The organism is Mesorhizobium sp. P3_A2 (assembly GCF_056403115.1).
In genome coordinates, this window is sequence record NZ_JBFUGC010000007.1 from 249,085 (window position 1) to 261,408 (window position 12,324).

At 63.4% G+C, this 12,324-nt stretch carries 11 protein-coding genes; 2 read left to right on the forward strand and 9 right to left on the reverse strand.

All coding sequences use genetic code 11. The features are described 5' to 3' along the window. Nucleotides 1-84 precede the first annotated feature (84 nt). The 3 genes from AC1DXM_RS18135 to AC1DXM_RS18145 are packed head-to-tail and all read right to left on the reverse strand — an operon-like array spanning nucleotide 85 to nucleotide 3,703. Nucleotides 85-1,257, reverse strand: a complete 1,173-nt coding sequence (locus AC1DXM_RS18135) for a M20 aminoacylase family protein (protein ID WP_477234828.1) — start codon at nucleotides 1,255-1,257, stop codon at nucleotides 85-87. A 14-nt stretch (nucleotides 1,258-1,271) separates the two neighbouring features. After that, nucleotides 1,272-2,498, reverse strand: coding sequence for an allantoate amidohydrolase (locus AC1DXM_RS18140; RefSeq protein ID WP_477234830.1), 1,227 nt, complete (start codon nucleotides 2,496-2,498; stop codon nucleotides 1,272-1,274). Next, nucleotides 2,495-3,703, reverse strand: a complete 1,209-nt coding sequence (locus AC1DXM_RS18145; RefSeq protein WP_477234832.1) for a diaminopropionate ammonia-lyase — start codon at nucleotides 3,701-3,703, stop codon at nucleotides 2,495-2,497. Before AC1DXM_RS18145 ends, AC1DXM_RS18140 begins: the two co-directional genes overlap by 4 nt. A 75-nt stretch (nucleotides 3,704-3,778) precedes the next feature. On the opposite strand from AC1DXM_RS18145, the gene AC1DXM_RS18150 reads away from it, so the two are divergent. Further along, nucleotides 3,779-4,285 carry an Lrp/AsnC family transcriptional regulator gene (locus tag AC1DXM_RS18150; RefSeq protein WP_477234834.1) on the forward strand — a complete coding sequence of 169 codons (507 nt, stop codon included), beginning with the start codon at nucleotides 3,779-3,781 and terminating at the stop codon, nucleotides 4,283-4,285. A 6-nt stretch (nucleotides 4,286-4,291) separates the two neighbouring features. Here AC1DXM_RS18150 and AC1DXM_RS18155 read toward each other — a convergent pair whose 3' ends face one another. From AC1DXM_RS18155 to AC1DXM_RS18180, 6 genes are all read right to left on the reverse strand, one after another. Then, nucleotides 4,292-6,400, reverse strand: coding sequence for a molybdopterin-containing oxidoreductase family protein (locus AC1DXM_RS18155; protein ID WP_477234836.1), 2,109 nt, complete (start codon nucleotides 6,398-6,400; stop codon nucleotides 4,292-4,294). A 158-nt stretch (nucleotides 6,401-6,558) separates the two neighbouring features. Further along, a complete protein-coding gene (locus tag AC1DXM_RS18160) occupies nucleotides 6,559-8,436 on the reverse strand; it encodes an ABC-F family ATP-binding cassette domain-containing protein (RefSeq protein ID WP_023819154.1) in 1,878 nt (625 codons plus the stop codon). A 134-nt stretch (nucleotides 8,437-8,570) separates the two neighbouring features. After that, nucleotides 8,571-9,044 carry a Ros/MucR family transcriptional regulator gene (locus AC1DXM_RS18165; RefSeq protein WP_477234838.1) on the reverse strand — a complete coding sequence of 158 codons (474 nt, stop codon included), beginning with the start codon at nucleotides 9,042-9,044 and terminating at the stop codon, nucleotides 8,571-8,573. Between the two features lie 141 nt (nucleotides 9,045-9,185). Beyond that, nucleotides 9,186-9,404, reverse strand: a complete 219-nt coding sequence (locus tag AC1DXM_RS18170; protein ID WP_477234840.1) for a hypothetical protein — start codon at nucleotides 9,402-9,404, stop codon at nucleotides 9,186-9,188. Next, nucleotides 9,397-10,323, reverse strand: a complete 927-nt coding sequence (locus AC1DXM_RS18175) for a DMT family transporter (RefSeq protein WP_477235042.1) — start codon at nucleotides 10,321-10,323, stop codon at nucleotides 9,397-9,399. The genes AC1DXM_RS18170 and AC1DXM_RS18175 overlap by 8 nt, the downstream gene beginning before the upstream one ends. Before the next feature lie 49 nt (nucleotides 10,324-10,372). Continuing rightward, nucleotides 10,373-11,206 carry a hypothetical protein gene (locus tag AC1DXM_RS18180; RefSeq protein ID WP_477234842.1) on the reverse strand — a complete coding sequence of 278 codons (834 nt, stop codon included), beginning with the start codon at nucleotides 11,204-11,206 and terminating at the stop codon, nucleotides 10,373-10,375. 111 nt (nucleotides 11,207-11,317) lie between these two features. On the opposite strand from AC1DXM_RS18180, the gene AC1DXM_RS18185 reads away from it, so the two are divergent. Continuing rightward, nucleotides 11,318-12,286: a LysR substrate-binding domain-containing protein gene (locus tag AC1DXM_RS18185; protein ID WP_477234844.1), complete on the forward strand. Its 969-nt coding sequence runs from the start codon at nucleotides 11,318-11,320 to the stop codon at nucleotides 12,284-12,286. The last annotated feature ends 38 nt before the right edge of the window (nucleotides 12,287-12,324 follow it).

The window sequence follows — 12,324 nt, forward strand, 5'->3', positions numbered from 1 at the left end:
CCTTGTGACTAAACCCGGGAGCTGGCTGGGACCAGCGCAGCCGCTTGGGCCAGCCGCGAAGGCGAACCGGCAATCAAGCCGTCGTCATTTGCCGGCCTCGCCGCCCAGTCTTTGCCTGACGATCGCGGCGTGGAAATTTGTGCCGTACAACAGCCCGTCATCGTTGAAGTCGTAGCTGGAATTGTGCAGCGGCACTGACGCCTCGCCATTGCCGAGGAAAACGAAACAGCCGGGTACGTGGTCGAGGAAGCGGGCGAAATCCTCCGAACCGGTCATCGGCTCCGCCGCGACGCCGACTGCGTTCTCGGCCAGCACGCGCCTTGCGGCGGCAAATGCCTCGTCGACGAGTTCGGCATCGTTTTGCAGCGGTACGAACTCCCTGGTGTAGGTGATCTCGGCGGAGACATTGTAGGCGGCGGCCGTACCCTCGGCGATGATGCGCATCTGCCGCTCGATCTCGGCGCTGACCTCCGGCCGAAAACTGCGGGCATCGCCGAGGATGCGGGCAAGACCGGGCAATGCATTGCGCGTGCCGTCGGTGATCAGTTCGGTCACCGAAACCACCGCTATGTCGGCCGGGCTCAGCCGGCGCGAGACGATGGTCTGCAGATTGGTGACCAACGCGCAGGCGGCGACCAGCGTTTCTTTGCCCGAATGCGGTCGCGCGGCATGGCCGCCGATGCCCTTAAGCACGATCTCGAAATTATCCTCGGCCGACATGATCGGGCCGGCGCGGGTTTCGAAATACCCGATGGGCAGGCCAGGCATGTTGTGCAGGCCGAAAATCTCGTCGAAGGGAAAGCGCTGCATCAGACCGTCGTCGAGCATCGCCAGCGCGCCCTTGCCCCACTCCTCGGCCGGCTGAAAGATGAAGCGCACAGTGCCGTCAAAACCACCCTCGGCCGCCAGCAGCTTTGCAGCGCCGAGCAGCATGGTGGTGTGGCCGTCATGGCCGCAGGCATGCATGAAGCCAGTGTTTTGCGAGCGATAGGCCGCCGCCGATTGCTCGGTGATGCGCAGCGCATCCATGTCGGCCCTGAGCGCAATCGCCCGGTTGCCGCTGCCGCGCTTCAACGTGCCGACGACGCCGGTACCGCCGACGCCTTCCGCGACATCGTCCAACCCGAATTCACGCAGCTTCGCGGCGACAAAGGCGGCCGTGCGCTTTTCCTCAAAGCCGAATTCAGGATGCGCATGCAGATCGCGCCGCCAGACGGTCATCTCCCGCTTCAGCGCATCACGATCGAGTTCAGCCATTTTTCTCCCCCGACCTATTTCGCAAGCTCACTGGCGACATCAAGCAGGATGTTGGTGCCTGCGACAAGCTCGGCATCCTCGGTATGTTCGCGCGGATTGTGGCTGATGCCGCCGGCGCTCGGCACGAAGATCATCGCCGCCGGCGCGATGCGGGCCATCATCTGTGCATCATGGCCGGCGCCCGATGTCATGCGCCTGACGCCGAGACCGCGATTTTTCGCGGCGGTCTCGATCCGTTCGACGATGCCGATATCGAACAGCACCGGCTCGAAGCGGGCGAGTTGCTCCGCAGAAATCGACACGTTCTCAACCACAGCAAGCTCTTCGAGGTATGCGGCAAGCGCCGCCTCATGTGCCTGCAGGCGCTGTTCATCGGGATCGCGCAGGTCGATAGTGAAGACGGCGCGCCCGGGAATGACATTGATGGCATTCGGCTCGAAGCGCATCGTACCGACGGTGACGACCGTCGGCGTGTTCGAAACCTTGGCTCGATCGTGCAGGAAGGTGATGACGCGGGCGGCAGCATGGCCGGCATCGCTGCGCATCGACATCGGCGTGGTGCCGGCATGATTGGCGGCGCCGTCGATGGTGATGCGCTGCCATGAGATGCCTTGCAGATTTTCGACGGCGCCGATCGGCACGCCTTCGCGCTCCAGCACCGGCCCCTGCTCGATATGCAGTTCGAGATAGGCATGTGGCTTGAGGAAGCCGGGGTCGCGGTCGCCGGCATAGCCGATCCGGGAAAGTTCCTGGCCGAGCACGCTGCCGTCGGTGCCGATGGCGGCCAACATAGCGTCCACGCCAGCCCCACCGGCATGGACGAGCGAGCCCATCATGTCGGGCGTGTAGCGCACACCCTCTTCATTGGTGAAAGCGGCGACCGCGACCGGACGTGAGGGCGAAACGCCCGAGGCCTTCAGCGTCTCGATCACCTCCAGCCCGGCAAGTACGCCATAGCAGCCATCATAAATGCCGGCATCGATGACGGTGTCGATGTGCGAGCCGATCAGCAGCGGCGCCTGCCCCGCATTGTCGGCGCTTTGCCAGATGCCGAATATGTTGCCGACCCGGTCGATGGCGACTTCCAGCCCGGCTTGCCTGAGCCAGCCGACGAAGAGGTCGCGGCCTTGCTTGTCGGCATCGGAAGCGGCGAGCCGGATCAGCCTGCCGTCGCCGTCACGACCGACAGTGCCGAGCTCACGGATGCGGCCTAGCAGGCGCTTCGCATCGATGGCGATCATGATGCTGCCTCGGCTGCCATCTTGCCGGCCAGCACATCGGCCGGTGTCATGCCGACCAGTTCGGCATAGCGATGCGGGTCGGTAGCGCCTTCGGTGTTGATCAACAGCACGCGGGATTGGCTATCGAGCCCGAGAGCGGCGCTGTCGTCAGCCACCGCGCGGATCAGGCCGGCAAGGCCGACGCCGCCACTTTCGCCGGAAACGATCGCCGGATCGCCGCCCGCCGGCCGCGCCAACCGCCGCATCACCGCGACGGCCTCATCCTCGTCCACCGTCATGAAGGCGTCGGCAACCCGCGCCAGCACGCGCCAAGCGACTGGAGAGGCCTCATAGCATTCAAGCATCGCCATCACAGTCGGGGGGGCGTGCGCAACCTTGACCACGCGGCCTGCCTGGGCCGCTGCGGCAACGCAGGCTGCGCGCACCGGCTCGACCACGATGAAGGTCGGCCTGGCATCGCCGAGCACGATGGCGAGATGGCCTGCCACGGCAGCGGCAATGCCGCCGACACCGGCCTGCACGAAGACGTGGGTTGGCGGTTGCGGCAACTGGCGCAGCGCTTCGCGCACGATCGCCGTATAGCCCTGCATGACCAGACCGGGGATGCGTTCGTAGCCCGGCCAGGAGGTGTCGGACACCACGGTCCAGCCTTTCTCGGCCGAAAGCTCAGCTGCCTGCCTGACCGAGTCGTCGTAATTGCCGTCGACGCGGATCATCTGCGCGTCATAGCGCGCTATTGCTGCAATCCGCTCCTCGCTGACGCCGGCATGAACGAAGATTGCAGCCTTGGCGCCGACGAGTTGCGCCCCTTGCGCAACCGATCGGCCGTGATTGCCGTCGGTAGCGCAGGCCACCGTCATGCCGGCTGCGACCGCCCGAACATCGGACCGGTCGAGATCGGCCACATCGACGGCCCAGCCGAGCGACCGGCTCGCTTCCTCAAGCACCAGGCGGAAGACTGCATAGGCGCCGCCCAGCGCCTTGAAGCTGCCGAGGCCGAGGCGAAAGCCTTCATCCTTGATGTGGATGGCGCCGAGGCCGAGTTCGCCGGCCAGCGCCGGCAGTGCATGCAGCGGCGTTATCTGGTGATTGTCGCGATGGGCGAGAAAGCGCTCGACCGTGTCGGCTCCGGCAACCCCCAGCGTTTCGGCATCGACCGGATCGAGCGGCCGGCGGTGCAAGGTATTGCTGTTGAGCAGGAACACGGTTGGCCTCCTTGAGGGTCAGACGAAATCATATTGCAGCAGAGGCGCAAAGGGCGCTGTAATTGGGCCTTCGAAATGCAAGTTTGTTTCGTTGGAACAGCGCCTTTGCCTACATCGCCCTCACTCGACAGTTTCGACCTCGCCATCCTTGCCATCCTGCAAAGGGACAACACCACGCCGCAGCGGCTGATCGGCGAGGCCGTCAACCTGTCGGCGCCGGCGGTGCAGAGGCGCATCAAGCGCATGGAAAAGTCTGGCGTCATTGCCGGCAATGTCGCGGTCATCGAGCCGGCGGCGGTCGGCCAGCCCATCACCATCTTCGTCGAGGTCGAGCTGGAGAGCGAACGCTCAGACCTGATCGACGCGACCAAGCGGCAATTCTCGGCGGCTCCCGAGGTGCAGCAATGCTACTACGTCACCGGCGAGGCCGACTTCATCCTGGTCATCACCGTGGCCGACATGGGCGCCTATGAGGCGCTGACGCGCAAACTGTTCTTCGACAGCAAGAATGTGCGAAAATTCCGCACCTTCGTCGCCATGGACCGCGTCAAGGTCGGGCTCACCGTGCCTTTGCCCAGATAATAAGTTTCAGTCGGCCGGCCGCAACCAGACCTTGTTGTCGTGGAAGGCGGCACCGCCATAGGGCGCAGGCGCATCGGCGCTGGTCAGCACATTAATGCCCTCGCCACGCTCATGGGCGCTGTTTGGCCAGATGCCTTCGGCGATCACCACGCCGCGCTTGATGCCGTCGAACAGTTTTGCGTGCAGCACCACCTCGCCGCGCCGATTGCCGACCTCGATGCGGTCGCCATCGCCCAATCCAAGGGCAGCGGCGTCGTCTGGATGCAACAACAATTCCGGCCGACCCTCCTTGGCCTTCGACACTGGTGTCTCGGAAAAGGTCGAGTTGAGGAAATTGCGTGCCGGCGATGTCGTCAGCCGGAACGGATGCTCGGCGTCCGCGACCTCGATCAGGTCGACATGGTCGGGGAATTCCGGCAGCTCGGCCACCGGCCCGAACAGGCCCATGCTTTTCGGCGGCCGGTTGGGCGCCGCCTGCCCGCTCCAGTTGGCGCGGAAGTGGAATTTCTTGTCGGCGTGACCGAAGCCATTGATGAAATGCGCCGCCTCGAAATCCGGCTGCAGGTCGACCCATTTGTCTTCCTTCAGGCTGGCGAAACTGCCCAGCCCGCGTTTGCCGAGGATGATGTCGATATGCTGCTGCTCGGTGAGGCCAAAGCCCGGCCGGTCGGCGACGCCGAGACGTTCGGCCAGTTGCTCGATGACGAAATGGTTGGTGCGCGGACCTACAGGCGGTTCGATCAGCTTGGGGCCAAGCGTGATGTGCTGGTTGCCACCACCTTTGTAGACGTCGTCATGCTCCAGGAACATCGTCGCCGGCAGCACGACATCGGCGAGCTTTGCCGTGTCGGTCATGAACTGCTCGTGTACGCAGGTGAACAAATCGTCGCGCAGGAACCCCTGTTTCACCAGCCGCTGCTCGGGGGCGACATTCACCGGGTTGGTGTTCTGGATCAGCATCGCCGTTACCGGCGGGCCGCCATAGAGCGCGTCCGCCGCACCGGTCAGCACCGGGCCGATGCGTGAATGGTCGAGATAACGGATCGAAGGATCGCGCATCTGCGTGCCTTCGAGCAGCTCCTGGTTGAGCTTGAAGATGCCGGAATTGGAGTGCAAGGCTCCACCGCCCTCATATTGCCAGGCGCCGGTAACGGCGGCGATACAGGACGCTGCATGCATGTTGACCGAGCCGTTGCGCTGGCGCGAAAAACCGTAGCCAAGGCGGAAATAGGTTTTCTTGGTCGTGCCGACGAGACGGGCGAAATCTTCGATCTCGGCGACGCTTAGTCCGGTGATGGTGGCCGCCCACTCCGGTGTGCGGGTCCTGAGATGCTCTTCCAGCCCGCGCGAATCGTCGGTGTACTTTTCGAGATAGGTGCGGTCGGCCATGCCGTCGCGAAACAGCACATGCATGACCGCGCAGGCCAGCGCGCCGTCGGTGCCGGGCTTCAGCACCAGGCCCATGTCGGCCTGCTTCATCGTCGCGTTCTCATAGACGTCGATGACGACGATCTTCGCTCCGCGTTCCTTGCGCGCCTTGATGGCGTGGGTCATGACATTGACTTGCGTGACCACGGCGTTGGTGCCCCAGATCACCACGCAGTCCGATTTGGCCATCTCGCGCGGGTCCGGCCCGCGCAAGGCGCCCGCCCCCATCATCCAGCCGGTCCAGGCCAGGTTGGTGCAGATCGAGCCGAAGAAGCCCGAATATTTCTTGGCGTGGCGCAAACGGTCGATGCCGTCGCGCTGCACCAGCCCCATCGTGCCGGCATAGTAATAAGGCCAGACTGTCTCCGAGCCGTATTTTTCTTCCGCCGCGATGAATTTCTCGGCGACGAGGTCGAGCGCCGCTTCCCAGCTCGAGTCCTTCCAGACGCCCTCGCCCTTGGCGCCGGCCCGCACCAGCGGTTTCAGCAGCCGGTCCGGATGGTGGACACGGTCGGCGTAGCGCGCGACCTTGGCGCAGACGACTCCGGAAGTGTAGGTGTCAGCCTTGGCGCCATGGACGCGGCCAATGCGGTTGCCGTCGAGCAATTCGACCTCGAGTGCGCAGGTCGACGGGCAATCATGCGGACAGGCTGAGTGGCCGATGCGGAGCTTGGCGTGCTGGTTCATGGTGCGTGTCTAGCGGGTTCCAGACGCGGCGTGTTGGGCCAGATCTTACCCTCCCCTTGATGGGGAGGGTCGGCGCGTGGCGCCGGGGTGCGGTGCGGCGCAGACCCCCACCCCGCTCCGCTTCGCGGATCGACCCTCCCCACAAGGGGGAGGGTAAATCACTCCGCCGTGCCTTCCTCATATTCGGCCGACATGGTCAGCCACTTTTCCTCGTGGCCGGCAAGCTGCTGGGCCAGCTGCGAGCGCTCCTTGGCGAGCCGGGTCGCCGTCGACGGATCCTTTTCATACACCGCCGGGTTGGCGAGTTCGTCCTCGATCAGGTCGATGCGCTTGCGGATGCGGTCCATCAGCGCCTCGGTGGCGCGGATTTCCTTGGCCAGCGGCTCAAAGGCGGCGCGGCGCGCTGCCGCATCGCGGCGGCGATCGGCCTTCGACGCCTTCTCGGCCTCGCGCTTGCCGCGACGGTCGCCGGAGACACCGGTAACCAGCGTCTTGTAGTCCTCGAGGTCGCCATCATAGGGATTGACCGCGCCGTCCTTGACCAGCCACAGCCGGTCGGCGGTCGCCTCCAGCAGATGGCGGTCATGCGAGATCAGGATGACGGCGCCGGGAAACTCGTTCAGCGCATGGATCAAGGATTCACGGCTGTCGATGTCGAGATGGTTGGTCGGCTCGTCGAGGATGAACAGATTCGGCCCCTCGAAAGCTGACAGGCCCATCAGGAGCCGCGCCTTCTCGCCGCCGGACAGGTCCTTAGCCGCCGTATTCATCTTTTCGGTGGTGAGGCCAAACTGGGCGACGCGGCCGCGCACCTTGGATTCCGGCGCTTCCGGCATCAGCCGGCGGACATGCTCGTAGGCATTTTCCTCCGGCCTGAGATCGTCGAGCTGATGCTGGGCGAAGATCGCCACTTTCAGCCCGGGCGCAACCGTCATGGTGCCGGTTTCCTGCTTCAACCGGCCCGACAGAAGCTTGGCGAAGGTCGACTTGCCATTGCCATTGGCGCCGAGCAGCGCGATGCGGTCGTCGGCGTCGATGCGCAGCGTCATCTTCTTCAGGATCGGCTGGCCTTCGGTGTAGCCGACATTGACGTTGTTCAGCGCCACGATCGGCGACGCCACCGTCTTCACAGGCTCGGGGAAAGAGAACGGCCGCACGGTGTCGTTCACGATCGCCGCGATCGGCTTCATCTTCTCCAGCGCCTTGATGCGCGACTGCGCCTGCCTGGCCTTGGACGCCTTGGCGCGGAAGCGCTCGACGAAGGATTCCATATGCTTCCGCGCGGCTTCCTGCTTGACGCGGCCCTTCTCCTGCAACTCCTTCTGCTCGGTGTACTGGCGCTCGAACTGGTCGTAGCCGCCGCGCCAGAAGGTCAGCTTCTTCTGGTCGAGATGGACGATGGAATTGACGGCGCGGTTGAGCAGGTCGCGGTCGTGCGAGATCAGAAGCACCGTGTGCGGATACTTCGACACATAGTTTTCCAGCCACAGCGTGCCTTCGAGATCGAGATAGTTGGTCGGCTCGTCGAGCAGCAGAAGGTCGGGCTCGGCAAACAGCACCGCGGCGAGCGCCACGCGCATACGCCAGCCGCCAGAGAAGGACGAGGCCGGGCGGCGCTGCGCCGCATCATCGAAGCCGAGGCCAGCAAGGATGGTGGCCGCGCGCGACTCGGCCGAGTGCGCATCGATATCGGCCAGCCGCATGTGGATGTCGGCGATGCGGTGCGCGTCGGTGGCGGTCTTCTCCTCCTCAAGCAGCGCAGTGCGCTCGAGGTCGGCCTTGAGCACGATCTCGATCAGCGGCTCCTCGGTGCCCGGCGCTTCCTGCGCCACCTGGCCGATGCGGGTGTTTTTCGGCAGGCTGATCGAGCCGGTCTCAGAAGGGAAATCGCCGGTGATGGCCTTGAACAAGGTCGTCTTGCCAGTGCCGTTGCGGCCGACGAGGCCGGCCTTGGTGCCGGCCGGCAAGGTCAGCGAGGCATGGTCGAGAAGCAGGCGTCCGGCCATGCGGAGCGAAAGGTCGTTGATGATAAGCATGCCGGGGCTTTTGCACGGGAGGGCGGCGCTTCGCAAGGGCTTGGAGGGCCGGCCGGGGCATAAGGCATGAAAACGGCGCGCCTGAAGCGCGCCGTCCATGACTGCAAACCGATAACTTTCAGAGACGACCTGGGTCAGGCCTTCGTCTTGCGCTTCGTCACCTTGGCCGTGGCGGCCGGAACGGCCGGCTTGCGGCCGAGGCCCGAGGATTTGGCCAATGCCGAACGGGTCGCGGAATAGTTCGGCGCCACCATCGGATAGTCCGGCGGCAAGCTCCATTTGGTGCGATACTCGTCCGGGCTGAGGCCATGATCGGTCATCAAGTGGCGCTTCAGCGACTTGAATTTCTTGCCGTCCTCGAGGCAGACGATGTGGTCGGGAAACACCGAACGCTTCGGATTGACGGCCGGGTTAAGCACAGGGCTCTCCACGGCGGGGGCATTGCCCAACTTACGAACCGAAGCGCTGACGCTTGCGATCAAGTCCGGTAGACTAGAAGCTGGCAGTGGATTGTTGCCGACATAGGCCGATACAATGTCGGCGGTCAGTTCAATAGCAGTCTTGTTGTCGAGAGTTTGCAATTTGTTTTTCTCCCGCCGGTGATGCATTTGCCGGCTTTTTTTGAAGAGTGTTCTCGATGTATCCACTTAACAGCACCCCCCAGCGGGTCGTTAAGCGTCAGTAAATCATCAAGAATCGGTGCAGGAGGATGTTTCCACATCACGTTGCAACGTTGCAAATTAGAAAATCTAATACTTCGAAGCAGCTGATTTCGCCGTTGCGGAACCGACGGGTGTGGAGTCGGCCAATATCTCTAGAATACGTTTCCAGCGGGCGCACCGCCCGAAGTCTTTTTGCTCGATCGCCTTTTCGGCTTTCATCGCGGCATAGAGCGGCGCCTCGGCGCCGAACTCCTTGATCAGCCAGTATGCTTCCTGTCTGGCGAGGCGTTCATCGTCGTCAAGCATGGTTTTCAGCCTCCGAGCGTTCTATGCCCACCGCAATGCAACTACCGATGACGAGGACCGCACCGGCAATCGCGGTCAGCGTCAGCCTTTCACCGGACAGCGTCAGCAGCAGCGTCGAGGCGATCGGCGTCAGATAGGCGACAACCGCAACCTTGCCGCCGCCTTCGAGCTTCAAGGCGCGCGACCAGAAATAATAGCCCAGCCCCATCGGACCGGCGCCGAGATAGAGGCCAAGCAGGAGGTCCGCGCCAGCTGGCCAGGCCGTGCCGTCGTGAACACACCACAGCAAGGTCAGGCCGACGCCGACCAGTGCCGAAGGCAAAAGCAAACGCTCCGACGGAGTGGTCAGGCGAGCGATCGCGATCGAATAGAACGCCATGCACAGCGCCGAGCCGAAGGCGGCGAGATAGCCGACGATGCTGCCCTGGAGAAATGGCTGGCCGCGACCACCCGAGATCACCAACGCCACGCCGACAAAGCCGAGCACGGCAGTCAAGCCGAGAAGCACGGGGCGCTGCGGCTTGCCCAGCACGATGACCGCCGCCGCAACCATCAGCGGCCAGGTGTAGGCGACGAGATTTGCCTCGATCACCGGCATGGAGGCAAAGGCGATGTATTGCAGCACCATGGTGCCGACCAGGCCGATGATGCCGACCGCGACCGCCTGGGCGCCCGTGGCTGCCCTTTCGGGGGTCGCGTTCTTGCGGCTCGCCAAATGGATGACGGCGAACACCAGCGCCGCTCCGCAAAACTGCAGCAACTGCACCAGCGACACCGGATGGCTGGCCAGCAGGGATCTGCCGACCAGCGCGTTGGTCGACCACAGGGCGACCGCGCCGGCGGCGAAGACCAGGGCCGATGGCGAGCCCGGCCCGTCCCGGGAAGGCCGGGACGGCGCCCTGTCCCTGTCGCCGACCATGATTTCTTCCGAACCGACGGTCAAACCGGTGTCCACTTCTATGCGCTGGCTACCATGATTCCCTTGGGCCGCCCGGGAGCGGCGCATCGGTCGCCGCCGCAACCGGACGTTCTTCCTCGAAGCGGCGATAGGCCGGCAGCTGGTTTGTCCAGACGTCTTCGGCCAGTTCGTTGACCCATTCGCGATCATGGTCATTGTCGGCTGCGAGATAGAACATGCGGTTGTCGTCGACATAGGGCTTGGCCACCGAGCGCTGGTTGAGCACCAGCGTGACGCGGTCACCGAACTGGATCGGTGCCGTCCGGTGCAGAACGCCAAGAAACTGCCCGAGCGTCGCGTAGTTCATCTTGTGGTCGATGCGCATGATGCGGTTGCGTGGGATCTCGCGGCCGGATTCGAGGATGGCGCGGCCGGTTTCGGAATCGTCGCAGTAGATTTCGAGATGGCCGCCAACCAGCGGATTGCTGATCGAAAGCGGAATGAGTTCGGTGACCGGAACACCGTCGCAATGCCAATCGACGGCGCCATCCTTGGGATTCATGAAAGTGACGGTCGAGCCGACGATCGACAGCGGGTAAGGCTCGAGCTTGGTGCCCATCATATCGGACAGACGCTCCAGGCGCAGCTTGTCATGCAGCAGTTCCTTGATCTCCGGGATGAAGCGATCGGCACCGGTGATGAAGGTCAGATCGAGATGCTTGTGCACGGCGTGGCTGGACTTGAGCTTCAACGCCGCCTCCTCGATTGCCGCCAGCAACGCCGGATCGTAGCCGTGCAGATACTGCGCGACGCCAAAACTCGACACTTTCCAGGCTGTTTCGTGACCGATAATGGCTTCACGGCTCATCGCATAGCGCAAATCGGGAATGGTATGGGCGTTCATTCTACTTCTCCAGGGTGGGGGCATCACTTGGTAAACAGTCGATTAATTCCCCCACCCCTGTAAAATTAGGAATGCTGGTGCTAGTGTAAGCCCAGCTTAAGGTCGAAACGCGTGCGTCTGCTCAGTCAGGTCAACCTCAATTCGCTGAAGATTGTGGAAAGTGCCGCCCGGCACCGTAACTTTACGCGCGCCGGCGAAGAGCAGTTCATTACTGCTTCCGCGGTCAGTCAGCGCGTCAAGAGTCTTGAGGACCAGCTGCGCTTCAAGATCTTCCAGCGCGGCGGCAATGCGGTTTCGCTGACGCCCGAGGGCGAGACCTATGTGTCGCGCGTTCGCGAGGCATTGGAGCGGATCGTGGCGGCCAGCATGGAAGCGACCGGACAGTCGCAGGCGCATGTGCTGAAGATTTCGGTGCTGCCGACTTTCGCCGCGCGTTGGCTGTTTCCGCGCCTGCCGCTGTTCCAGCGGCAATATCCCGAAATCGAGATGCGCGTCTCGACCTCCTACGCCACCAATGAGTTCGCTACTTCCGAGTTCGACCTCGAGATCCGCTATGGCGATGGCAACTTTCCCGACCTGGCGGCGGACCTCTTGTTCAAGGAGGATTTGACGCCGGTATGCAGCAGAAAGCTGTTCCAGGAGATTCTCGGCGACAAGCCGGTGTCAAAGGTGACGCCGGACGACCTCAGGCATTTTACGCTGCTGCATTCCGACACCTGCACGCAGAACTGGCAGTCGTGGCTGGGTTTTGCCGGCGCGAGTTCCGTGCTCGGCGAGGCCAAGAGCATCTATTTCGATTCCTGCATGATGTCGTATGAAGCGGCCAATGCCGGCATGGGCTTTGCAGTCGCCAACCGCGCCTATATGGCGAGCGACATCCGCGCCGAGCGGCTGGTGGCACCGTTTGCCGTGCATCACCCCAACAGTGCCGGCTGGTATTTCGTCAGCCCGGCCACCGCGCTCTATGCGCGCAAGGTGGACCTGTTCAAGCAGTGGATCATGGCCGAGGCGGCGCTGACACAGTGCCAGCTGGACGCCGAGATCGCCAGCGGCCCGGTGTTGCGGCAGGCTAAGGCCTGAGGTCGCTCCTACTGAGAGTGTTCTTGCCCACAATGCAG